This is a genomic window from Sphingobacterium sp. Lzh-3, from assembly GCF_046764375.1.
In the GTDB taxonomy this organism is placed as follows: Bacteria; Bacteroidota; Bacteroidia; order Sphingobacteriales; family Sphingobacteriaceae; genus Sphingobacterium.
On the sequence record NZ_CP177226.1, the window covers coordinates 1665704 to 1689744 of the forward strand.

Consider the following 24041-nt stretch of genomic DNA (forward strand, 5'->3'; position numbering starts at 1 on the left):
CAAAAGGCCTGTAAAAACAAGAAGAATAATGTATTTATATATTTTTAAGGAATAATAATGCATAGGATTAATTTCATTTGATCAAATATATATTTTTTTGGTGAAATAATCTTGTTTCACTTTCGATGAGCGGCTTTATGTATCAATCCCAATATGGAGCTTCCGATTGGTCAATGATAAGGCGGACAATCGCTGATAAGTCCTGTTCAAGTTTTTCTTTTGTGATTTTCTCAATTAGCTTATCTTTTTCATTAAAAATAAACAGTTGCTTTTCAATATTGCTTCCTGCCTCCCGTTTACCACGTATTGCCATGTTTATCGAAAATTGAATTCTTTTATTTAATCCGTCATATTCATATTTCTGATTCGAGGCAATGGTGATCGTTGGTAGATGGACTCTAAACTTATGATCCTTAATATCAACCACAATTTTGTAAAAAAGATCCAATTGATAGGCGTGCTCCGGAAATTTATCTGATTTTGTATACCCCGGAATAAAATCACTTACAATAAGAACATCTTTTGCAGAATCTATTTTTAAGAACCTGGATTGGTGGGAAATTTTGAGATTTCTTATGATATCTTGTTTAATTTCCATTGCGGCTGGATCATCTTCAGCGTTGAACAAACTATTTCTCATCGAATGATGTACTTTAAGTAAAAAAGTTATGGATAAATCACCTATGCAGAAGATTGCACGAGTTGGATTAGGAGCCTTTTTGGTTGTTGCCGGTATTGGACATCTGTCCTTCGCCCGCAAGGAATTCCAGGCACAGGTGCCGGACTGGGTTCCAATCCCCAAAGATGATACGGTGCTGTACTCGGGTTTTGCTGAAATTGCTTTGGGTGCTGCCTTGATTTTGACACCTGCTAAACAGCGGTCGAACGTTGGAAAAATCGCAGCAGCGTTTTTTACAGCCGTGTTTCCCGGAAATATTGCGCAATATAAAGACCGTCGCGACGGCTTTGGATTGGATACGGACGGAAAGCGGCTCGCCCGTTTATTTTTTCAGCCCATATTGGTTGCATGGGCATTGAAAAGTACAAGCAAAAGTTGATCGGATGAAAACTGATGGAAACAAACTGATTTTGTAAGGCGTCAAACCTAAACGATTGACCCGATGGATGGCCTAGGAAGAAGCAGGTTTATTGTTACGATCAAATTGTATCTACTCACAATATTTGATCAGTATTTAGACAGTAATCAGTCACTGCTTATTCAGTTTGTACTGAGTGAGCACTGAACAAGCACTGAACGAGCACTGAACAATAACTGAACAAGCACTGAACAAATGCCGTAATAGGTAGTAATTTGGTTACGGGTTGATCACTTTTATTTTTCATTTTCTTCCTGTCCGTTTAAATAATTATATTCGCATCAAACAGATAAAATAACTAACCTACAAAAGTACAGACCAGATGGAAGAAAAGAAATTAAATGAACTGAGCGATGAAGAGTTGTTGGTTCTCAAGAAGAAAGCGAAACCCACGAAAATAATCAATGCATCCATCATTGGCTTTTGTCTAGGCATCGCTGCCTACAGTCTATTTGTGGCCGGTATAACCTGGCCGACAATTTTCCCATTGATATTGGCCGTTTTATTCTTTAAATATTTTGGAAAGAATGAAAAAGCGGTGGATGCGCAACTGAAAGCCAGAAATCTCAAATAGAAAAAAGAAAACCATTGTAGCTGCGCTGTTGTTTATTTTTAAAAAACAGCTTAAGATGAGAAGGGAACAAATAGAAGCATGGGTAGCGCAAGGATACAATGTGCTGGAGCACAGGAAGCCCAAAGTCGTACAGGGCGATATTTGGGCGTATCTCAATCACTGTGATGGCCATGGTACCGAGGTCCATGCACTTTCAGAATTGCAGCAATGGTCGGATAAGGAACTAGCCGAAATGGAACTGAAAAAATATGCCGATCAGTATGGACAGATGGGCGAGAAGTTATTTCTGCGAAACGAAGCAATCCGAAATAAAGAATTCGATAAATATGAGGCATTCCTGTTGCTTTTTTTTCCGGACAGTGTCGAAAAAGAGCTGGAGGAAGCACGGTTTTTAGCCGAGCGTGTGCAACGTGTTAGCAAGGAAGAAATGGAAAAATGGGTGCAGTCCAATATGGTCAATGTGCTGGTTTCGGATCTCCATTGCCTAGATTATGGAACCATTATGAGTGGGATGCTGATGCCATCCGAAGATGTAGTCACTTATACCGACGACGGACTCAGCGATACCATTGATTGCCATGTTACGCCGATGGAGTATTTCGCTCATACCAACCATGACTATTACTGGATCGATCCTGTCATAAGAAAATCCTAACAGAAGCTCTTATGAGAGCCTTTTAGGCTCACTTTTTATGCGGAACAAGGGAAAGCATCTCGATCGTGTTCGTGATGCTTTATTTTTTGAACTGTTTAAGCCACAATTTCTATCGGATTTCCCTCCGGATCGAGCACGAGGCTTTCATAATAACCATCGCCCGTAGTACGGGGCTCGCTTGCGACCGTATAACCATCCGACCGTAATTGCTCGGTCAAACGATCGACAACATCCTTTCCGCCGACGCTAACGGCCAGATGGGTATATCCTTTACTCAGACTTCTATCAGCCGCGGCAGTAGTAATATCAACGCGATTCATAATCTCGAGACGTGCTCCAGTCTCGCCAAATGTTAGGAAGTAAGATGAAAACCCTTTCTTCGGGTTATGATACTTTTCTCCGCTTACCGTACCAAAGTATTTGGCGTAAAAAGCACGTGTTTTCTCAAGGTCATCAACCCATAGGGCAAGGTGTTCTATTCGCATGGCAAATCTTTTTGTTTAATTATATTGCAATATTATGCAAATTTGCATAGTATTGCAATATAAAATTTATGAGATATGTTGAACGAATCGATAATTAAGGCTAAGGTAGCGACACAGGTTATGTTTTTGGTATGTGGTCTCGCATTATCAAGCTGGGCACCGATGGTACCCTTCGCCAAGGACCGTCTTGGTCTTAATGACGGCGAACTGGGGCTTTTACTGCTGTGCTTGGGTGGTGGCGCGCTATTAACGATGCCGCTTTCTGGTTTTTTTATCGGTAAAGTTGGGAGCAGACAGGTGATTTTGATTTCAGGTTTGATAGCTGCCGTAGTGCTCCCTGTACTGTTGATGGTCACCAATAGCTACTTGATGGCCTGTGTCCTTTTTATATTTGGCTGTAGTATAGGTGGTATAGATGTGGCCATGAATGCACATGGTGTGCAGGTACAAAATGCAATGGGTAAACCGATAATGTCATCTCTACATGGACTGTTCAGCGTAGGGGGGCTATTTGGATCGATCGGCTTGGGCTTTTTGATAAAGATGGGGTTAATTCCTATTTATGCAGCAGTTACCATAGCTATTCTATTAATACTGCTACTGATCGTACAATATCGAAAGCTGCTGGATTATCACAAGGAAAAGGAGATCATTGTCAAGTTTTCCCATATTGATGAGACTCAGGTTTCCAACAGAAAATTTCAGTGGCTCAGGTGGAGTGTGTTGATACTTGGATTGATGTGTTTCATTGCCTTTCTTTCGGAAGGAGCAATGCTGGATTGGAGTGCGATTTTCTTGCGGGATCACAAAGGAGTATCTCCTGAGTTTACGGGAATTGGATATGCGGCCTTCTCCGTTGCGATGGCGGTCATGAGATTGCAGGGAGACCGATTAGTAAGTAAACTGAATAGTAAAGTTGTGGTGATAGGTGGTAGCTTGTTGGCATCGTTTGGTATTTTGATCGTAGTGTTTAGTCCTTGGTTATCGCTGACGCTTATTGGATTTGTCCTTTTGGGATTGGGAGCCGCTAATATTGTCCCTGTATTTTTTAGCGAGGGTGGACGGATTGAAGGACTTTCGCCGACGGTAGCTATTCCGGTAATTTCAACGATGGGTTATGCCGGTCAGCTGGCGGGGCCGGCGCTTTTGGGGGCTATTGCACAGCATTTTTCTTTGATCATTGCTTTCGAAACAATAGCTTTGCTTTTTCTAGTGGTAGCCCTTATCTATAAAATCAGGAAGTAACAACATGTTAAAAGAAGAACGCTTTGAGGTAATCCTCCGTGAATTAGAGAGCCGGAGGAAGGTTAAATTTGAAGAGCTGGCGCTGTTGTTGGCGGTATCGGAAGATACTGTCCGTCGCGACATAGAACTTCTCTATCGGAACGGGTTACTTTCCAAGACCAGGGGTGGTGCGATACTGCGAGAAAAAGATCCGCTCACTTTCCAGGATAGGCAATCGTTTCTGACCAAAGAAAAAGACATTATTGCATTAAAAGTACAGCCATTTCTGAAAGATGGCATGACCCTTTTTGTGGATGGTGGCACCACGACATGGGCCGTAGTGAATGCGATGCCATTGGATATCCGGATTCGGGTAGTTACAAATAATTTTTCCATTGTGCCACTGCTCGAGAAGTTGAAAAATGTAGAACTTATTTTTTTGGGTGGTAATTTTGAATCCGATCTGGCAGTAACTTCAGGCATCACGACCTGTATGGAAGTTGCTAAGTATAATGCCGATATCTTTATCATGGGAACTTGTGCTGTAGATCCTGAGCTCGGCGTTTCGGCAGCCTCAGCTGCAGATGGCGAAACCAAAAAGATGATGGTTCAATGTGCAAAGAAAACAATAGCATTAGCCAGCCAGAATAAGCTTTATCAAGGTGAACTGTTTAGGGTGTGTCCAATAGATTCGCTCACGGCATTAATCACCGACCTGGACTCAAATGATCCCGAATTGAATCTATTTAGAAATATGGATCTGCAGATTGTTTAGTCAACCCGACCGTTTTGACCTTGTACTGTAGTAGAATTCAATGAATAATCATTTGGGTTACCATATGTGGTTAATATTTTAATGTGATAGATAAATCTGTCAAGAAGTATAGTGCTGAATAATTTAAAGCGATTCAAGGTTGCAAATCCAGTGAATAGGGAAGGTGAATGCAACAAATTCTTGTTTTTTATGACTATATTATAAATGTAGACAATAAATTATGAGAAAAAGACATTTATTTAGTATTACTGTTGGGTTATGTACCGCTTTGTCGTCTTTTGGACAAAATAATACGAACCGCCTTGACACTGTTTATAAACAGATCGAGAAGGGGCAATATCAACCATCTAATTATAATACGGCATGTCTGTTTGCCGTGAAAGGTGATGGTGAGATTGCGCTTAAATACCTGGAGGCAGCAATAGATAATGATAATTTTGATAATGTCAAAACCATCTCCGAAGATAGTGATCTCGTCAGCCTGCACAAACATGTGGCCTGGGAGGATCTTATCGGTCGGGTCAAGCGGAATGCTGAAAGAAACCAACGTTTCAATAAGCTCTTTTTTAATGATAAAGGGTTCTGGGATAGTAAATTTTTGAAATCGCCCTTTCGAGCGAATCTATCCCAAGAAGAGAAGATCATAGGGCTCTCCAAATTGTGGTCCGAGCTCAAATATAACTTTGCCAATTTTGATCTATCGGTTCCTGTGCATATTGATTCGTTGTATCGGACTTATCTTCCTAAAGTTGAGCAGGCTACTTCTACGCTGCAGTATGTGTTTTTATTAGAAGAGATGGTCGCACAATTGCATGACGCACATACTAACGTAAATGCTCCGCAGGAACTCATTGATTCTATTTATGCACGGCCATTACTTCGTAGCCGTATGATCGAAGATAAGGTGATTGTTGTAGGGGTATATGACAACAAGTTGACTCAGGCAGGTATTGTTGTAGGGGATGAAATACTGCAGGTAAACGGTATGCCTGTGAAGGATTATGCTGAAAAAGCGATTATCCCATACCAAAGCTGTTCAACAAAACAGGACCGGCTGGTGCGGGGCTATGAATATGCATTGTTTCGGGGTAAAGTGGATGAACCTATCCGCTTACTGCTGAGCGACCGTAAAGGTAAGAAGTATGAACGCATTATTGATCGGGTGAAAGCCAGTGAACGATCTGCAAAAGTCAATTATTTACCTTTTGAATTTAAGATGCTTCCAGGGAATATTGCCCATGTGATTCTGAATAGTTTCGGTTCAGATGAAGTGGTGAAAGGTTTCAGACAATATTTTGACCAGATAGCCAAAGCGGATGCTATTATCTTTGATGTACGTAATAATGGTGGCGGAAGTACGGGGTACGGTTGGTCAATATTGGGTAGCTTGATCAGTCAGGGACAATGGGGGAATGCTGCCTATACCCGTACCTACAAACCTTCCTTTCGAGCTTGGGGTTATAATCAGCCAGTTGAGTTGGGAAGAGGCTACTTAAAAGCAGATCCTGAACATCATTACGGTAAGCCGGTAGTCGTGCTGACAAGTGCACGCACTTTTTCTGCAGCAGAAGATTTTGCGGCAGCTTTTCGGGTGCTTTCGCGGGGTAAGATCATAGGTGAAGCGACTGGAGGAAGTTCGGGACAGCCGCTGATGATTGATTTGGTCGGTAATATCACTGCCAGAATATGCTCCAAACGCGATTTACTAGCAGATGAATCTGAGTTCATTGGAAAAGGTGTCCAACCTGATATCCAGTGCGAGCAGACTTTGGCTGACCTTTGGAAAAATGAGGATACGGTTTTAAAAGTGGCATTAGAGGAATTGCGCATTCAAAAACTCATCGAGAGAAAATAATGCGGGCGATGAGTTTCTGTTAGTCTACCTTAAACCGTTTGGGGTATTCGCCTGTGGCATCTAGGCTAAAAAAATCATCGAATTTTTCTTTAGGTGTATGGGCATAATAGTCATTAAGTAACTATTTAATGGGAATTAGTGTAAATTTATGTTAGCATAAAGCTGTAGCTATGTTCATCATTGAATAAAACGATAGCAGATGTTCAAGTGTTATTGATGCAGGTATCCTTTTTGTAATTTACTGAATACGCATGAAAAAGATCGAACTAATCCCACTTGTTGGGATTCAAATTGAAGGTATTGGTCAGGTTAATCTCGGTGCGGGCCGTGCTGAAGTTCAACGTGTACTTGGTGCTCCTTCAGATGCGCTGGACGACCAATATTATTATGATGAACTCGAATTGAGACTTGATTTTAATGATCAGGGAACATTGGAATTTATAGAAAGCATCAATGGACCCTATCCAGAAAAAACTGAAATCAGTATCTATGGTGTTAATCCGTTTCAGGTCGAAGCGTCTGAACTTTTAAGCATCCTGAGTGATAAAAATGCGGGTGAGGTTGATGATGCCGAAGCGGGATATTGCTATACATTTTTAAATAGCTCTGTTGGTGTCTGGAGACAGATTACTGAAGAGGATGTTCAGGAGGAGATTGAGGAAATCAAAGCCGATGGCGAATATGAAGACAATGCGGATATGCTGCTGGAGGACCTTAAAAAGTCAAAGTTCTTTTGGACGATTGGCATTGGAGTAGCGGGATATTACGCGGAGTAAAGATAAATAACCTACTGAAAGAGTTGCCTAAATTCCACGGGACTCTGTTGGGTATTCCTTTTGAAGATCTTACTGAACGACTGTGGATGTTCGAAGCCTAGTTCATACGCGATCTCGCTGATGGAGAGGGAGCTCGTGCTTAATCTTAATTTGGCATACTCGATCATTTTATGCTGAATATGCTGCTGGGTGTTTTGTTGTGTGTAGATACGCAGCAAACTGCCCAAGTAGTTTGGTGATAAATTGAGCTGCTGCGCCAGAAAGCTGACTGTCGGTACGCCATGCTCCATAAGTGTCTGTTGCTGAAACTGTGCTGACAGTAACTGTTCAAACTTGGTCACCAGCTCCTGTGTCGAGCGTTTGCGGGTGATAAATTGACGCTCGTAAAATCGTTCCGCGTAAATCAGCAAACGCTCAATCTGTTTGAGAATAAGTTCTCGGCTAAATTTATCGATATTGGACTGATACTCTTTTTCGATATTCTTCAGAATATCGACAATGATGGCTTCTTCTTTGTCCGAAAGAAAAAGCGCTTCATTGACCTGATATTGGAAAAAATCGTAGGAATGAATATGTTTTGCCAGTTCGCTGTTCCAAAGAAAATCGGGATGGATCAACAGGATCCAGCCGCTGGGCTGCGCCTGCACTTCCTGATTGATCTCCACTTTTAGAAATTGTAGGGGCGATATAAAGGTGAGTATACCTGAATCGAAGTCATAATGCTGCTGTCCATAATTGAACCGGGCATTTACATTTCGCTTTAAACCGATCGAATAAAAATGTTGTATCCAATTCAATTTGCTGTCATTAATGGGATAATGTACTTGACTATAATCAACCAAGCTGATCAATGGATGTTCGGGCTTAGGTAGTCCGCAAAAGCTGTGGAATTCCGAAAGGGAATGAAAGCGAAATGTATTCTCCATGTTGTAAATTTACTGAATTTCTAATTTAATTGTTGTGAAATATCCTTGGAAGCTCCTTACACTGAATTAAGCTATTATACGGATTGCTCAAAACCGGTTGATACCGTATAGCTCTTCCATTTTTCGATTTCAGCGGTCAGCATATTGATCTTATTTTTCGCCAGCTCATAGGCATCTTCGCCCATTAAAAAATGGACTGGAGGCTGCTCCAGCGTACTCAGTTCGATTAATAAGGTTGCTGCTTTCTGTGGATCGTTTGCCTGATTCCCGTGGATCTGATGCAGATGGGTGGCTTCGTTTTCTCGGGCAGTTACATAAGCTGCAATCGGATTAGCTGCGGTATGTAGGGATCCTTCAGATAAAAAATCAGTTCTGAAGTAACCCGGATACACCAATGTCGTGTGTACACCAAAAGGTTCCATTTCGACAGCGAGAGCTTCAGTAAAGCCTGCAACAGCAAATTTGGTGGAGCAATAAACACCAAAGGCTGGGTAATTTCCTGCAAGTCCACCGATAGATGCGATATTGAAAATATGTCCCGATTGTTGGCGTCGCATATGGGGGGCGATATGCCGGATGGCATTTAGGGATCCAAAGACATTCACTTCGAAGTTCCGACGTGCTTCCAGGTCACTGAGCTCCTCTAGGGTTCCAGTTTGGCCATATCCGGCATTGTTGACCAGTACATCAATTCGTCCAAAATAATCAATGGCCGAGAGTACAGCGCGGGCAACGTCGCTGTCATCGGTAATGTCGACTTCAAGCGGCAGAAAATTTTCCTGATCGCCGATTTCATCTTCCAGCGCCTGTTTTGTTCGTGATGTGGCAACCACAGAATAATCTTGGGCGAGCAGCTCTTTAACGAGGTTGAGACCAAGCCCTTTGGAGGCACCAGTGACGAACCATACTTTTTGTGATTTCATGTGTTTCTGTTTTAAATAAATTGATGATACAAAGATGGCCAATCCACCGATTTTGGATGTAGGCAGATCAACGGATCTTGTAGTCAGATCGTGGATTATCATCCTTTCAACGGCTGAATTTGCCGGTTCGACAAAATCTATACAGCAAAAAGAAAAAATTGGGTAATTTTAAATGAAGGATGACTAATAGCGCTTTTTCATTAAATCAATATGTTATGAAAACCAATAGCCTGATGGCCCAGAAAAAAGAATCGACCGCCTTGATGAATGGTAAAGTTTCCTGCTTAACAACTATAATTTTGAAAAAATAGTAGATCAGTTATGAGCAAAAGAACCCAAAAAACTAATAGTATGAATTTTTTTTCAACAATAAGACTAGGCGATCTTACCTTAAAGAACAGAATTGTGGTATCGCCTATGCAACAGTATAGTGCAATACCCTGGCAATACCAACCTGCATTTTAATTTTATCTGATCCTATGGAAAACCAAGGCGCTTCCGCTGTAATCACACATCATATTCTGGATGATAAAATCTATGAATATGAAAAATGGCTTGAAGAGATTATGCCATTAACTAGACATGCAAAGGGCTTTATTGATCTTCAGATCGTAAGGCCTATTCCTCAATTGACTTTTGTATATACGATCATTATTCGTTTTGACACAGTCGACCATCTCAAAATGTGGCTAGAATCGACGGAGCGGAAGCGCTGGATTGAAAAGGTTGAGCCACTATTTCGTCGCCACGATCACTATCAGATCCAGTCGGGTTTGGATTTTCTTTTTGAAGTCCCAGCGAATACTGCAAAAATCCCTCCTCGCTGGAAACAATTTCTTGTCACTTGGTCTGCTATTTATCCATTATCCATTTGTATACCCATGTTACTCGTGCCATTATTGCGCGCTTTAAATTTATCCTTATATCACTTTTCGGATACATTCTTAATCTCTGGTACGATTGTGTTTTTGATGGTCTATGTTGTCATGCCAAAATATACAAAGCTGATCCGTAAATGGCTAAATAAATAGTCTAAGGTTGGCTGTGTTGAACGATAATTTCTGCCTTTTCAAGGAATTCTGAATCTAAATAATTTATGATGTATGAGAGAGACAGTTCAAAATGATTTTTGGATCGAAAACTCATTCCTTAAAGGACTTCCGGAAAGTCAGATCTTTATCAAACCTGAAACTAAATAAAACAAATTTAACTGTTCACACCTTTATACTATGGTGGCATAGATCTAGTTATAAATATATAAACAGGCAGGCTGGAATGCCAATATTACTTACACTTTAAAGATATTAGTATGTTACAAAAAAATGATGTTGCCCCTGATTTCACCTTGTATGCGACCCCCGATCAAAAAATTAGCTTATCAGAATTCAAGGGACATAATGTGATCTTGGCATTTTACCCTGCAGATTGGAGTCCGGTATGTAGCGATCAGATGGCACTATATAATGAAATGCTCAAGTATTTTAAGAAATATGATGCCGAAATTATGGGTATTTCCGTTGACAGCAAATGGTGTCATTTGGCGTTCGCCCAGTCCCGAAAACTACATTTCCCGCTACTGGCCGATTTTGAAGCTAAGGGGGAGGTCGCCAAAAAATATGGTGTTTACGATGAAGAAGAAGGTGAGTGCAAGCGCGCACTCTTTGTGATTGATAAGGAAGGGGTTATTGCTTGGAGTTATCTGTCTCCGACCGCCGTCAATCCAGGGGCAGACGGTATTATCGAAGCATTGGAGAATCTTAAATCAAAATAATTATGTCATTGAAACCGAAGGTCAGCAATGCTGACCATATATTGGGAAATGGCCAGGCCGATCTGACCATTGTTGAATATGGGGATTATCAATGTCCACATTGCGGTGCAGCTCATCCCATAATAAAAGAAATGATGGCCGAACTGGGAAGCCAGATCAGATTTGTATTCCGCAATTTTCCACTGTCGGAAATGCATCCTTATGCAAAACCCGCAGCATTGGCGGCGGAAGCGGCAGCACTACAGGGAAAATTTTGGGAGATGCATGACGCTATTTTCGAAAACCAGAACTTGCTGAGTGCGAGATTGCTGTTGGATATCGCCGAGCAACTGGATTTGGACATGCCAAAGTTTAAATCTGATTTGCAGGACGAGGCGTTACAGGACCGTGTGGATGGCGATTTTGAAAGTGGTATGTTGAGTGGCGTTAACGGGACACCGACATTTTTTGTCAACGGACAGAAATTTGACGGTGGCGCGGAAGATCTGGTTCAAATATTAGGTGAAAACTGAATATATAAATACTATTTAAACACAGGTGAGCACACGACCAGAAGTCTTTTGCAGGAAAATAGAACCTATCGAAAAAAACGGATGAACCGACTGTATAAATAAGGATATATCGTTGTTTTACTCGTTCAGCTTATTTGTAACCCAATTCAAAAGACCTGGATTAAATTTTTTTGGATTGCAGATTGCAATTCCACCATCAAATACTGAAAACTATTAAATTATTCATCATGGCAACATTTAAAGTTCAAGACGGAACAGAAATTTATTACAAAGACTGGGGAACAGGACAACCGATCGTATTTCATCATGGTTGGCCTTTATCCAGCGACGATTGGGACGCGCAGTTGATGTACTTCCTCGAAAAAGGGTACCGTGTGATCGCACACGATCGCCGGGGTCATGGTCGCTCGACACAGACGGCGACAGGAAATGAGATGGATACCTATGCGTCGGATATTGCACAATTGGTAGAAGCATTGGATTTAAAAGATGCCATCCATATTGGTCACTCAACAGGCGGTGGCGAGGTCGTTCGCTACATAACCAATCATGGTACTTCTCGGGTTTCAAAAGCTGTATTGATCAGTGCAGTTACCCCGACCATGGCCAAGAGTGCTACAAATCCAGATGGTGTACCTATGGAGGTCTTTGACGAAATAAGATTGAATACTGCTACGCGTAGACAACAATATTTTCAGGATTTTACCCTTGCTTTTTATGGCTATAACCGCGATGGAGCAAATGTACAACAAGGCGTAATGGACAACTGGTGGCGGCAAGGAATGATGGGCGGTATTAAGGCTCACTATGATTGTATCAAAGCTTTCTCTGAAACTGATTTTACGGAAGAACTTAAAAAAGTCGAGATTCCTGTCTTAGTATTGCATGGTGAAGATGATCAGATCGTACCGATTGATATAACGGGCAGAAGAGCGGCTAAGTTAGTCCAAAATGGTACTTTAATTACCTATCCTGGTTTTCCACATGGAATGCCTACGACGGAAGCAGACACCATCAATAAAGATATCCTCGCTTTTATCGAAGCTTAATAGGTCTATTGCCGCAATTAAACCAAAAAGGTGCTGACTCTCTTGTTCGAGTAGCACCTTTTTGCTGTTTTATATTTGCATACCGTATTTTACTGATCGTTGTTTTTAGATAAAAAATAGCAGATTAGCATCAGTATTCCCGCAAATACAACGGAGCTTAATCCCAGCTGCTTGCCGAGAAAAGCACCCGAAAGACAGCCAATAAAAAAGCCAGATAACGTGATAAGCTGTTTTCCTAGGCTGATTGGGTTATCCGTTTTTTTGAATTTGTTGGCGATCAGCACACATAAATCCAAGGACGCCTGAGTAACATTGCCGGTCATGATGGTCGTAGGACCATAGGTCTCTTTAGCAAATAGTTTACCGAACGCATTTTGCATCCCCAGCGCAAAGACAATAAGCATGACGATACTATACATCCATGTTTGTGAACTTTGAATGGGCAGCACGATCGCTAGCAATCCGGCAACGAACAGCAGGATGGCTTCAACAAAAAGAACGGTATTTTTTTTGTGTGACCGTGCACTAAGCCAACCGCCAGCCATGACCGATAAAATAAACACCGGAAAGGTGGCCAATTTGATCCAGGCCATCGCATCGCCACCATTAATCAATTGGTAAGCAAAGACGACAAAGTTGCCTGTAACGTGGGCCGAAAATATTTTGTCGGCAGCAACAAAGGTAACGGTGTCGCAGTAGCCTCCTACCAGCGTTAGAACCAGTGTTGTTAGTTGCGTGTGGTTTGAACTTCCCATAAGTTTTATTGATTTGTTAGAAGTTGGAAAATATAGTAGTCTAAGGAGTAGGTTCCAGGCCCAGTAAATAGGAGCAAAAGGAGACAGATGCTGTACATAAAGGGTACGTCGCGTACCTCGCGTGAATCGCGGCGATGAACAACGAAATAACCGATTACAGTGACGCCAATGGTCGGTAGGATAACAAGGCGGCCAAATAAGCCCAGAGCAATAAAAAAGGGAACGGTACTGTCCGCAAATTGCGCGATTAGGGTATTGAGTTTCTCCGGTAAATTTAAAGGGTTCGCGACTTCCTCTGCTTGCCCTCCAGCACCTCCGGTACGGACCTTTTTGAGGCCATGAACGGTTAGCAGCTCCCAGGCCAATAGTATACGGAATACAAGGATGGCTGAATTATTAACCATATTACCTAAGTCGGTATACAAAAGTTTTTGAATAAGTTCCATTATTGTTTTCTGTGTTAAAAAGCAAAGCAAGAGCAACCTAGGGCGCCCCAGAATGCAGTATAATTGTTAAGGGCTATGTTGCTGGTCCGGGCATGGTTGTGTTCGTGTCCATGTACCTGGCAGCTGCCGCTGCAGAGGTGAACTGTGTTCAGGACAGCACTTGGTGTTGCATCGGACTTGAATTGGTTACTTTGCCCAGCTTTTGCAAGGCTGTAATAGCCACCATAAGTTTTGGTTGGGGACCAATCCGGTAATACAGGGATAGGCGGGGGAGAGAAAGAATTAAAATCTCCTGCGGCGTATACAATCTTGCCGCCTACAATAGTTAGCTCGGATTCTATGGCTTTAATATCTTCATCAGGTACGGCGAAATAGTCATTGTTAAGTACAGTGAGGTCGGCGAGCATACCGACTGCGATGTCTCCTTTTTTCTGCTGTTCCTGTGAAAACCAGGCGCTTCCCTTCGTATACAACTGTAAGGCTGTAAGACGATCGAGCCGGCTATCATTATACAGCTGGAGGCCACCTATTGTTTTACCTGAAGTAAGCCAGTACATCGATACCCAGGGATTATAACTGCTCACACGTGTTGCATCAGATCCACCTCCAACGGGAACTTCCATTGCTAGCATTTTTTTGATGGGTGGCGTATGTTCTGCGGCAGCTTTTCCATAACGTTCGGCAAAATATTCACCTTGGTAGGCCATGCGGCTTTGGATCGCTATACTGCCGCCCAAAGCTTTGGTACGTTCAATGTTGCGCTCATCAATGGTTTCGGCATGATCAAATACCCAGGCAAGTCCATCGAATGGAATATCGCGATTTACTTTTTCAAATACATCCAAAAAACGGCTTATGCTCTCATTGTAAGTAGCGTGTAAACGAAATGGCCATCGATTACTTACGAGTAGACGGACGACTTTTTCGAGTTCGGCTTCCATATTTTCCGCAAGTTCAGGCCTGGGTTGAAGGAAGTCTTCAAAATCTGCAGCCGAGAATACGAGCATTTCGCCAGCACCGTTGTGTCGGTACATATCATCTCCCTGGTAGACGGGAATACTTTCGATCCATTGCTGATAATCTTCATATTCCTGTTTGGGCTTTTGTGTAAATAGATTGTAAGCAATACGAACAGTAAGTTGCTCATCGCGATGCAGGTCGCTAATGACCTGATAATGCTCGGGATAATTCTGAAAACCACCGCCCGCATCAATGACACTTGTAATTCCAAATCGATTGAGCTCTTTCATGAAATGACGTGTCGAATTGAGCTGTTCTTCGTAAGGTAATGCCGGCCCTTTAGCCAGGGTAGAATAGAGGAGCATGGCATTCGGAGAAGCGATAAGTAAACCTGTAGGATTACCTTGTGGATCGCGTTCGATGGTTCCTCCGGGAGGAGCAGGCGTATCTTTCGTATACCCCACAGCACGTAAGGCAGCCGCATTTAAGAGTGCGCGATCGTATAGATGAAGGATGAAGACCGGAGTATCGGGTGCAATGGCGTTGATTTCTGCTAAGGTTGGCATACGACGTTCGGCAAATTGAAACTCGGACCAGCCACCCACCACGCGAACCCATTGGGGATATGGCGTACGGTCAACTTGCTCTTTAAGCATCCGTAATGCATCGGCTAACGAAGGGACACCGTCCCAGCGTAATTCAAGATTGTAATTGAGTCCACCACGAATGAGGTGGATATGGGAGTCGTTGATACCAGGTACAACCCGCTTGCCACCGAGATCAATTAATTTGGTACCTTTGCTGGCGAAGGGCAAAACATCTTTGTCCGATCCTACCGCGACAAACTTGCCTTTATGAACTGCAACCGCTGTTACTTGTTGTTGTGCACTACCAAAATGGGTTATTTTTCCATTATATAAGATAAGATCTGTTTTCATGATTTTATTATTTAGTTGTGTAGAGAAGAAATAGCTTTTTTGATACCTTCGCCAGCGGTTTCGAAGAATGCAGGTCCGGCCAGTAAGATGATTTTACGTAAAGAAGGTGATTCGTCGAGCTGTTTTTTAACAAGCCAAGTTTGAGCTCTGAAAGCTTCGATGCTACCAAGTACAACATTTTCGGCTACTAATGCTGTCGGGGAATCTATTCCGGCATCTTTGAGGTCGCTGGCAAAACTGAAATCACTGACACCAAGTCGTAACGCTTCACGCATCGCCACATGAGCGATATCCTTCATGAGTTCAGGCCTAAAGTCTTTCCGTTTGCCTAGTCCGATTAACAACAGCTTTTTACTTGCAAGTGTGCCCTGTTGGCTCGGAGTTAAGAGCAGCGTTTCGAGTGCATGTCCCTTAAATTTTCCTGTTTTACGTATTTCAGTGAGTGCGCCATGTAAGGCTTCATCTAAATGTACAAGTCCATTCAATGCGGCAGGCAATGCTGGAGGGGAGATGAAGATATCTCCTTCGGTATATTCAAATATACAGGCAACCTGTAGATCACTTGCTGCTGCCGAAGGACCTTGAACGAGGCCTTCAATAGTGAGCCCATCGACATCACCCCAGATGGTACTTGTTCCTATCGCTGTCGTTTTGTTGGGAACCGCTGCCTTTGCTTGTGCAAAGGACTGTATGGGAGTGACTGCAAGGGGGCCAAACAACGCGATTAGTGCCCATTGAAATGCTTTCTTTTGAAAGAGTCTCTTTGTTGTTTTCATGTTTTTAGAATTTAAAGGCGATTCTGCTATTGAAGAAAATGCCATTTTTTGGTGTGCTAATGATGTCTTCAATGAAAGCGCCGGTTTTGAAATATTGAATACCTGTTACGAGCGACAGTTGCTTGCTGGCAGCGTAGGTGAAATTGGCCAGATAAGCCGTGCCGATATAGCGTTTACGCGAAACAGATCCAACCAGATTGAATGATCCGCTTGGCCTGTATACACCATCCTGTAGGGTATGCCGCCAGTTGAAAACGACGTCAACCTGCATCTTGAGTTTGGAAAGGAGATCGAAAGTGGCGTAGGGATGGATATCAATCAGATTAACAGGGCCTACTTGTGGGCTGAAGCCAAAATAGCCTCCTTTTGGATATATTGGATTAAAAGTTTGTAGATTTCCATCTCCAGCCTTTTTGTCTCCCGAAATATAGTCGGTACGTAGATTTATGGATGGTCTGAGCATCGTATTTTCAAAGAGGTAACCGATATCGACGGAAGCGGTCCATGCTGCTATCTTACCTTGGCCAAAAGATCCAAATTGATAAGCCCCTTCAAGGTTATAAATAAATCCGCCGCCATATTTCCATACCCGGGCTCCTAGGGTATGACGGATCTCCTGTGCTATACCTTCCTCGAAAACCGAACGATCGCGATAGATGCCGATGTAATATAAATCGAGATTGGCCTGTTGAGGAATAATAAATTTACCGTATGCTCCCCACAAGTTCACCTGTTTGGAAGGTTTATTGTCAAATACACCCGGTCTAATGGTATCTGCCATCATGGCAAATGCTTCAATATTCACTTTGCTGCTGTTGTAAGCTAGTTTTGCTCCAGTGAAATATCTTCTGGCATTTGGGCCTTCACCGACGGAGATTAATCGGCCGGAGCCATAGTCAAGCTCCTGCCTGCCAAGACGTAATAAGATTGACCTGTCAGTTTGTTTGAATAACGTAGCATCTATAAATAGATTTTGAACATTTAATCGATCTTCATCAATCTGGCGTGAACCGTTTTTACGACCATGCTGTAGGGCCGAGCGAAGCTGGGTGAAAAGACGGAGACGCGTTCCGAAATGTAGATCGGCGTGCATGCTATAACGTTGCAGTAGAAAGTTGTTATGCCCAAGTTGTATGCGTCCCCAGTCTTCATTGTTAAAATCGACGTATTCCAACCGTGCCTCGCCACCCATCGAAAGCCATAATTTACCGTTCTTGGTTAATGGGCTATATTTAAGCTTTTGATAACCATGTCGTGTACTGTCCGCGAGGTAGCTGTAGTCTTCCTCAAAACGCATTAATTTATAGGTCTGCGCCTTGGAAAAATACGGAAATAGGCTGATTATCGACAATACGACGGCCGCCTGACGGATGTAGTTGAATATGGTCTGTTGCTTTTGCACGAGTTATGATTTGAATGATTTTTTGCCGTTGAATTAGCCGTGTTTTAACATATTATGGGCGTAATGAATTCCTAAGCCATAGCTGCCACCATGTTTTTTCATTAGATCTGTTACTGCAACATAGGTTTCTTCACGTGCCCAATCCCGTTGTAGCTCCAAAAGGTATTGAATGGAAGTAATGGGATGCACACCAGCCTGAATCATGCGTTGGATGGCACGTTCGTGGGCTTCGTGACTGATATCCCCACAGGCATCCGTGATGACGTATACTTCGTAATGTTCGGCCAATGCAGAGAGTGCCGGACCAACGATACAGACACTTGTCCATAAGCCAGCTAAAACCAGCTTCTGTTTTCCAGTGCCGGTGATGGTACGATAAGCACCTTCGTCTTCCCAGGTATTCATGCTCGTACGGTCAATATAGGTATTGCTTGCCTGCGGATAGACTTCCTCAATTTCCGGAAATACCGGACCTGAGAAACTTTCTTCGGCAACCGTTGTAACAATGGTAGGAACGCTGAAAATTTTGGAAGCTCCACAGAGAATAGCGACGTTTGTTCGCAACTCTTCCATGGTGATACTCTTTGTGGCAAAAGCCATTTGACCTTCGAAGTCAATGAGGACCAAGGCATGATTGGTCGGAGATAATAGTGCAGGTGATGGTTTCATAAATATGTATTTTATTGTTATTTAATGCGACATCTTTTCAGTTTGTCATGGATCATTCCCATAGGAATATCGCATGCAATCAAAGTTAGGGGGCTATATGTTATTGCACGTTGAACTAGTTTAAGAAATGGAAAAAGGTGAAATTTCATAGGAACAATTGATTTTGCTCTACAAGCTATAGGCTAAGAGGATGATACTAAGTCGTTTTTGAAGGGATATATTTATTGCTATGATGAAATTTTTGATCGTATTCGCTTAAGTCTATCCGATTTTGAGTAAGTTTATACGTATACAGTTATTGCCAATGAATATAGAAATTAACTTACCTGATTATGCAGACGCCTTGGGACTGCAGTCTTCTTGGGAAGAAGGGTTTGAAATTGCGACTAAAATAATAGCTGATGAAATTGTAATTACTGCAAACCGGCAAGGACTTATATCACTGGCCAAACAGCTTTTGATATTGGCACAGGATGATGTGCCGATAGGTGCACATGTCCATTTGGATGAAATAAATTCTTTGGAAATGGAATCTGTTCCTCTGATTTTACAGAAAGTATAGTCCCTCAAAAAAATGTGATGAAAGTATTACCATTAAAGACTTGTTTATTGTTATTAATCGTCTGCTATGTCACTTCAATTGTGTCTGCTCAAGAGATTTTGTATGTGTTTCCAGATTCGATTGAGAAATTGCTGGCTCAACAAGTGGGCAAGTACCGATTTAAGAACGAAAAGGAAAGGGTTTATCTAAGCTTGGATAGGAATGAAGAAATTTATTTGTTGAGGCTGGGGACCTATTATAATGATCGAGATGATGATTTGACCCGTTGGATTAAAGGTAGTAATCGCGTGGGGCTGGTCAATACAATGAAATATCCGTTATTGCTTGATATGGATTTTGATTTTGGAGCACCCGATAGGAGCGCTGTTGGTACTTTTGGAAAAAGAGAGGGTGAGACAAAACGTATTCAGGTCCTTATGCATGGTTATTACGTGAGATTTAATAAAAATGGAAAGGTCTTGGAGGAATATCTAGATAAACCATAAAAATAATCTTCTCTTATAAAAGTGCCTTGGAGGAACTTTTATAAGAGAAGACTAAGCTCTCGTTGAGTGCTACTTTGGGTATGGCTGCTATCTTCTTTCTTGATAAACGCCAATTTCGTTTACGACCGCATGGCCTTTTTCAGGTTTAATGCTGAAACGTAATTTTTGTCCCAGTACTTCCTCAAAGCGAAAGATCTTGATGCGGCCCTGTTGTACCGCTGTAACCGCGATAGGATGCCATTTACCATCTTTCAGATAGGATAAGTTATACTGTGAAGGATTGTCTTTTCCCTCCGTAATAACAACACTATTGAAGGCTTTACTACGTTCAAAATCCAATTCATACCATACTTCACCTTTGACTGCCGGATTGGAGACCCAGGCACTACCGAAGTTATCGTCGTTGGCAAAATCCATAATGTTCATGTCATCACTCCAGCTACTGTATGAAGGCACTTGTTTGGCCATATTGTGATCGACTATAGGTGCCTGGTAACTTGGTAATGCACTGTAGTTGGGTTTATTTTTGTATAATGTACCGATTGTCTTCAGTGCGTCAAGTGCATTTTGATCCATCAGACCATCACTATTTGGTGCTACATTGAGCATAAAGTTGCAATACGCGTTGTTGTACGGAATTACAAACTTTTCGACCAATTCATTGACGTTTTTAACTGGGGTGTTCGGAAACGAAGTTTTCCAGAACCAATTTTGCTGTAAGGGAAGACAGGCCATTGCCGGCAATTTGTTATGCTCCTTGGAGATAAATTGACCCGCGCCTTGTTCGTACGATTTGATATCGGTGTAAAACAATGCATCACCTGGGTATTTTGCCGAATTGAGATCCATCAACAAACATTTCGGTTGGAGCGATTTGACAAGATAGTAGATATCATCAAAAGGAACGTCATCATACGAAATTCGCGACCAAGGGGCGTCCCATCCATCGATGACCAAGGCGTCGATTTCGCCATATTGGGTCAGTAATTCGGTCAGCTGATCTTTGATCAATTGGATATGTGCTTTCGTAATGGTGTGTGGACGTATGCCTTGATGCATATCCAGAATGGAATAATACAGCATGACACGTAAACCATTTTTGCGGAAAGCATCCGTAAACTCTTTGACAACATCGCGATGTAAAGGTGTATTCATCACATTATAATCTGTTGTTTTGGTATTCCAGATAGGGAAACCACTATGGTGTTTGGTGGTAAGGCAACCATAGGTCATGTTGGCCGATTTGGCGGCTTTAGCCCATTGATCTGCATCGAGTTTTGGCGATTTGAAGAGTTTAAGTGCGGCATTGGGGTCTGACCAGTCTTGTTCCATAAAGGTCGGCATGCCATAATGGATAAACATCCCGAACCCAAGATTGACAAAGTCGAGCTGCCTCTGTTCAAGAACCTTCTTTGAAAAACCGGATTGTGCCATTAGCGTGTTGCCCAGTAAAAGAAAAGATAGGCAATAAAGTAGAAGCTGTGAAATTTTGGACATAATTTACAAAGTTGTTATACCGTAAAGGTAAGGTATGTATGTACTATTTTAGCCTAATGGAAACCTAACGAAAGCCTAATAAAAGCCTAATGAATATCTGGATTCGACAAATTGATGTTATTTTTAAACCATGAAGAGTACCGGCAAAAATATATATCCCTGGGCATTTGGAACAAGCTTCCTGATCCTGACGGTTTTGATCGGTTTTCTTATCTTCAACACCTATAAACTCGAAGATAAGAATTATCAGATTGGACAGCTCAACCGGATTCAGAATGCATATGGAGCTGCTATTATGGACGATAAGATATTCCCTGGCGGGGATGCCATATTCCAAACCACATTAGTGCCCTGTTTGCCGATATGGTATGAAAAAAAAATAAATGACTCTGCAGATGCAGACGAGTACGGTAGCCGTTGTATGAATGACTTTTTGGATCGAATGCGAAGGCAGCAGTCGTTAGACAGTATCTTTCGTCAGATTGTACATGCGCAACGGCTTGATACGACACTTGCTTACCTATTTCATTTTGATAAATTGGAAGTATATAAGTCAAAAGATCGTGTCTGGAAGACTTTTTATGAGGCCGCAAGTAATGATCGTACAGGTTTAATCAGTGGTACGCTCAAACGCGGGACGGACAATAATAGGGTATTTCAACTGTCTGTCAGTGACAAAAATCCGATTCCTTATCGTTTTACGTATAGCCTCTACGTTGATTACGAAAATAGAGACTGGCGTATTGTACAACGTATGGTGCCCGTGTTTTTACTCTCCTTAGCTTGTATTGTTGTGATCGTATTATTGAGTTATCGAACCTATAGCAATTGGATCAACCAACGCAAACTTGCAGATCTGAAAACGAGTTTTCTGAATCATATGCGCCATGAATTTAATACACCACTGACGACGATTTTGATCAGTGCACATAGTTTGATCGACCGTGAGACAGGAAAAGACGATATGGAGGTGACACAACTTGGGCGCATCGTGGAAAGACAAGCCAAGCGGCTCAAAGCTTATTTTGAACAGGTCATGGGAGCTGTAGCGTTACAGGAACAACAGACTAAAATCGTATCCGTTTCTATTGATCGGTTGACACAGCAAATATTGGATGAACTTCAGTTGCGCTACCGAGGAGAAATTGAAATTCAATATGAGACGCTTGTTGCTGATGTGAAGATAAACCTTGATGAAGATTATTATTTTTCAATCTTAGATAATCTGGTATCCAATGCGATAAAATTTAACAATAATCATAACAAGATGATCCGGTTTACCTGGAAACAGCGGGATCATCAATATAGTCTCAGAATAGCGGATAACGGGATTGGGATCGCTACTGCAGATCAGAGAGCTATATTTACAGCATTTTATAGAGGGAAATTAGCAGGCAATAAACCTGGACTGGGGCTTGGACTTTATTATGTTAAATCTTACTTGGATAGGTTGGGTTGGAGGATTCATATCGAGGCGGGTAAGTCTGGTTCCGGCACTATTTTTTATATTTACATGGGTAACGAAGTATTCAATGACAAAAGACAAGATTGATATCCTTTTGATCGAAGATGAACCTGATTTGGGCGAAGTTTTCTCACGTTATTTGCGATACAAGGGCTTTACGGTACGCTGGGAAAGTACAGCGCAAGGAGGCTGGGCGGATTTTCAGGCTTATACGGTCAAATTACTTATTATTGATGTGCAGTTACCTGACGGCAATGGTTTTGATCTGGCGGAGCGAATGATACAATTTAATCCTGGGCAACCTATTTTCTTTTTAACAGCACTTCATGAACGTACATCGCGGCTTAAAGGGCTTAGTTTGGGTGCTGTTGATTATATTGCCAAACCCTTTGACATGGAGGAGATCCTGTTAAAAATCCGTAATCTATTGACCGTTGCGAATGTGACCGAATCGGGAATCCTATCAGAAACCGAGCTGAAGATTGGAGAACTATCCCTCAACATGGAGCAATACAGCTTGAGCGATGGAAGGGGCGGTGGCCAGAAATTAACGGTTCGGGAAGCTGAATTGTTGGGGCATCTTATCCGGAACAAAAATCTACTTGTCAATAAAAAAGAGCTTCTACTTCAGTTTTGGGGCAATACGGATTTTTTTAATGGCAAAAGTTTGGAAGTTTTCATTTCCCGCTTACGTAAAGCTTTGCAGCGGGATGATAGCCTTCATATTGAAAGTATCTATGGAGTAGGGTATATATTGCACGAAAATAAAACTGTTCAAGACGTTTAAAAAAACATCAAAAATATTTTACTGGAACGTTTATGCTATACGAAAATATTCTTAAGAATGTGTCAAAGTGTATTACCTTGACGGAAGAGGAAATCCAAATTTTTACGGGATTGTTAACGGTACGCAAGGTGCCCAAGAAAACACTACTGTTGCAAGAAGGGGAGGTTTGCCAATTTGAGGGATATCTCCAAAAAGGCTGTGTCAGGATTTACTATCTTGATGAGAATGGTTTTGAAGTGACCCTTGCCTTTGCTGTCGAGGATTGGTGGATTAGTGATATTGCATCGTTTCATTACCATACGCCATCAAGTTTATATATGGAAACGCTGGAAGATAGTGAACTACTGGTGTTAACTCCGGAAACTAAAGAAACACTTTTGGTCGATGTTCCCAAATTTGAACGCGTATTTCGGATGCTCGTGCAACGTAGACTAACCGTTCTGCAGAATAGACTCATCCACACGATGGCCAAACCCGCTGCAGATCGCTACCTGGAATTTATCGCTTTGTATCCGACAATCTCCCAACGGATACCACAATATTATATTGCTTCTTATTTGGGGGTATCACCTGAATTTGTGAGCATTATTCGTAAAAGACTTGCCACGAAAAAATAACTATATCCTACTTTTTAGTTCATCATTTTTATCATCCTATTTTTATTTCGAGCTGCTTAT

The 24041-nt window shown here is 42.0% G+C and carries 27 protein-coding genes; 16 read left to right on the top strand and 11 right to left on the bottom strand.

Annotated features, from left to right (window positions below; genetic code table 11):
* Positions 1-142: 142 nt before the first annotated feature.
* Entirely contained in the window at positions 143-640 is a 498-nt protein-coding gene (locus tag ACLCDV_RS06775) for a hypothetical protein (RefSeq protein WP_411973227.1), read from the bottom strand.
* A 28-nt stretch (positions 641-668) separates the two neighbouring features.
* Here ACLCDV_RS06775 and ACLCDV_RS06780 point away from each other — a divergent pair, with 28 nt between their 5' ends.
* The 3 genes from ACLCDV_RS06780 (at position 669) to ACLCDV_RS06790 (ending at position 2326) form a co-directional block, all read left to right on the top strand.
* Complete coding sequence (locus ACLCDV_RS06780; protein WP_411973228.1) at positions 669-1058, top strand: hypothetical protein; 390 nt, start codon at positions 669-671, stop codon at positions 1056-1058.
* Positions 1059-1419: 361 nt separating this feature from the next.
* Positions 1420-1671: a hypothetical protein gene (locus ACLCDV_RS06785; RefSeq protein ID WP_411973229.1), complete on the top strand. Its 252-nt coding sequence runs from the start codon at positions 1420-1422 to the stop codon at positions 1669-1671.
* A 55-nt stretch (positions 1672-1726) separates the two neighbouring features.
* A complete protein-coding gene (locus tag ACLCDV_RS06790) occupies positions 1727-2326 on the top strand; it encodes a hypothetical protein (RefSeq protein WP_411973230.1) in 600 nt (199 codons plus the stop codon).
* 95 nt (positions 2327-2421) lie between these two features.
* Here ACLCDV_RS06790 and ACLCDV_RS06795 read toward each other — a convergent pair whose 3' ends face one another.
* The gene (locus ACLCDV_RS06795) at positions 2422-2811 is read right to left on the bottom strand and encodes a VOC family protein (protein ID WP_411973231.1); all 390 of its coding nucleotides are present in this window, start codon (positions 2809-2811) and stop codon (positions 2422-2424) included.
* Between the two features lie 75 nt (positions 2812-2886).
* Here ACLCDV_RS06795 and ACLCDV_RS06800 point away from each other — a divergent pair, with 75 nt between their 5' ends.
* The 4 genes from ACLCDV_RS06800 to ACLCDV_RS06815 all read left to right on the top strand — a co-directional run bounded on the left by ACLCDV_RS06800 (position 2887) and on the right by ACLCDV_RS06815 (position 7441).
* Entirely contained in the window at positions 2887-4056 is a 1170-nt protein-coding gene (locus ACLCDV_RS06800) for an MFS transporter (protein WP_411973232.1), read from the top strand.
* Positions 4057-4060: 4 nt separating this feature from the next.
* Positions 4061-4810 carry a DeoR/GlpR family DNA-binding transcription regulator gene (locus ACLCDV_RS06805; RefSeq protein WP_411973233.1) on the top strand — a complete coding sequence of 250 codons (750 nt, stop codon included), beginning with the start codon at positions 4061-4063 and terminating at the stop codon, positions 4808-4810.
* 220 nt (positions 4811-5030) lie between these two features.
* The gene (locus tag ACLCDV_RS06810) at positions 5031-6665 is read left to right on the top strand and encodes a S41 family peptidase (RefSeq protein ID WP_411973234.1); all 1635 of its coding nucleotides are present in this window, start codon (positions 5031-5033) and stop codon (positions 6663-6665) included.
* A 251-nt stretch (positions 6666-6916) separates the two neighbouring features.
* The gene (locus ACLCDV_RS06815) at positions 6917-7441 is read left to right on the top strand and encodes a hypothetical protein (RefSeq protein ID WP_411973235.1); all 525 of its coding nucleotides are present in this window, start codon (positions 6917-6919) and stop codon (positions 7439-7441) included.
* An 11-nt stretch (positions 7442-7452) separates the two neighbouring features.
* On the opposite strand, the gene ACLCDV_RS06820 is transcribed toward ACLCDV_RS06815, so the two are convergent.
* Positions 7453-8367 (bottom strand): helix-turn-helix domain-containing protein, encoded by a 915-nt coding sequence (locus ACLCDV_RS06820; protein ID WP_411973236.1) that lies wholly within the window; start codon positions 8365-8367, stop codon positions 7453-7455.
* Positions 8368-8441: 74 nt separating this feature from the next.
* Positions 8442-9290 (bottom strand): SDR family NAD(P)-dependent oxidoreductase, encoded by an 849-nt coding sequence (locus tag ACLCDV_RS06825; protein ID WP_343567622.1) that lies wholly within the window; start codon positions 9288-9290, stop codon positions 8442-8444.
* 479 nt (positions 9291-9769) lie between these two features.
* On the opposite strand from ACLCDV_RS06825, the gene ACLCDV_RS06830 reads away from it, so the two are divergent.
* The 4 genes from ACLCDV_RS06830 to ACLCDV_RS06845 all read left to right on the top strand — a co-directional run bounded on the left by ACLCDV_RS06830 (position 9770) and on the right by ACLCDV_RS06845 (position 12622).
* Positions 9770-10321, top strand: coding sequence for a hypothetical protein (locus ACLCDV_RS06830; RefSeq protein WP_411973237.1), 552 nt, complete (start codon positions 9770-9772; stop codon positions 10319-10321).
* 278 nt (positions 10322-10599) lie between these two features.
* Positions 10600-11061: a redoxin domain-containing protein gene (locus ACLCDV_RS06835; protein WP_317667948.1), complete on the top strand. Its 462-nt coding sequence runs from the start codon at positions 10600-10602 to the stop codon at positions 11059-11061.
* Between the two features lie 2 nt (positions 11062-11063).
* A complete protein-coding gene (locus ACLCDV_RS06840; protein ID WP_343567625.1) occupies positions 11064-11573 on the top strand; it encodes a DsbA family protein in 510 nt (169 codons plus the stop codon).
* Positions 11574-11800: 227 nt separating this feature from the next.
* Positions 11801-12622: an alpha/beta fold hydrolase gene (locus tag ACLCDV_RS06845; protein WP_411973238.1), complete on the top strand. Its 822-nt coding sequence runs from the start codon at positions 11801-11803 to the stop codon at positions 12620-12622.
* Positions 12623-12711: 89 nt separating this feature from the next.
* Here the strand turns inward: ACLCDV_RS06845 and ACLCDV_RS06850 are convergent, their stop codons facing one another.
* From ACLCDV_RS06850 to ACLCDV_RS06875, 6 genes are read right to left on the bottom strand one after another with little or no spacing between them, the layout of a single operon-like run.
* A complete protein-coding gene (locus tag ACLCDV_RS06850) occupies positions 12712-13377 on the bottom strand; it encodes a YoaK family protein (RefSeq protein ID WP_317667944.1) in 666 nt (221 codons plus the stop codon).
* Positions 13378-13382: 5 nt separating this feature from the next.
* Positions 13383-13823, bottom strand: a complete 441-nt coding sequence (locus tag ACLCDV_RS06855) for a DoxX family protein (protein ID WP_411973239.1) — start codon at positions 13821-13823, stop codon at positions 13383-13385.
* Between the two features lie 14 nt (positions 13824-13837).
* Complete coding sequence (locus ACLCDV_RS06860) at positions 13838-15721, bottom strand: amidohydrolase (RefSeq protein ID WP_411973240.1); 1884 nt, start codon at positions 15719-15721, stop codon at positions 13838-13840.
* Between the two features lie 11 nt (positions 15722-15732).
* Positions 15733-16497: a M17 family peptidase N-terminal domain-containing protein gene (locus ACLCDV_RS06865; RefSeq protein WP_411973241.1), complete on the bottom strand. Its 765-nt coding sequence runs from the start codon at positions 16495-16497 to the stop codon at positions 15733-15735.
* A 4-nt stretch (positions 16498-16501) separates the two neighbouring features.
* Positions 16502-17899 (bottom strand): alginate export family protein, encoded by a 1398-nt coding sequence (locus ACLCDV_RS06870; RefSeq protein WP_411973242.1) that lies wholly within the window; start codon positions 17897-17899, stop codon positions 16502-16504.
* Between the two features lie 33 nt (positions 17900-17932).
* Entirely contained in the window at positions 17933-18568 is a 636-nt protein-coding gene (locus ACLCDV_RS06875; protein WP_411973243.1) for a hydrolase, read from the bottom strand.
* Positions 18569-18872: 304 nt separating this feature from the next.
* On the opposite strand from ACLCDV_RS06875, the gene ACLCDV_RS06880 reads away from it, so the two are divergent.
* Positions 18873-19130, top strand: a complete 258-nt coding sequence (locus tag ACLCDV_RS06880) for a hypothetical protein (RefSeq protein WP_411973244.1) — start codon at positions 18873-18875, stop codon at positions 19128-19130.
* 14 nt (positions 19131-19144) lie between these two features.
* Positions 19145-19615, top strand: a complete 471-nt coding sequence (locus tag ACLCDV_RS06885; protein ID WP_411973245.1) for a hypothetical protein — start codon at positions 19145-19147, stop codon at positions 19613-19615.
* A gap of 87 nt (positions 19616-19702) precedes the next feature.
* On the opposite strand, the gene ACLCDV_RS06890 is transcribed toward ACLCDV_RS06885, so the two are convergent.
* The gene (locus ACLCDV_RS06890; RefSeq protein ID WP_411973246.1) at positions 19703-21112 is read right to left on the bottom strand and encodes an alpha-L-fucosidase; all 1410 of its coding nucleotides are present in this window, start codon (positions 21110-21112) and stop codon (positions 19703-19705) included.
* A 130-nt stretch (positions 21113-21242) separates the two neighbouring features.
* Here ACLCDV_RS06890 and ACLCDV_RS06895 point away from each other — a divergent pair, with 130 nt between their 5' ends.
* The 3 genes from ACLCDV_RS06895 to ACLCDV_RS06905 are packed head-to-tail and all read left to right on the top strand — an operon-like array spanning position 21243 to position 23981.
* Positions 21243-22664: a sensor histidine kinase gene (locus tag ACLCDV_RS06895; RefSeq protein ID WP_411973247.1), complete on the top strand. Its 1422-nt coding sequence runs from the start codon at positions 21243-21245 to the stop codon at positions 22662-22664.
* On the top strand, positions 22645-23364 hold the full coding sequence (locus ACLCDV_RS06900; protein ID WP_411973248.1) for a response regulator transcription factor: 720 nt from the start codon (positions 22645-22647) through the stop codon (positions 23362-23364). The genes ACLCDV_RS06895 and ACLCDV_RS06900 overlap by 20 nt, the downstream gene beginning before the upstream one ends.
* Before the next feature lie 32 nt (positions 23365-23396).
* Entirely contained in the window at positions 23397-23981 is a 585-nt protein-coding gene (locus ACLCDV_RS06905) for a Crp/Fnr family transcriptional regulator (protein WP_411973249.1), read from the top strand.
* Positions 23982-24041: the final 60 nt, after the last annotated feature.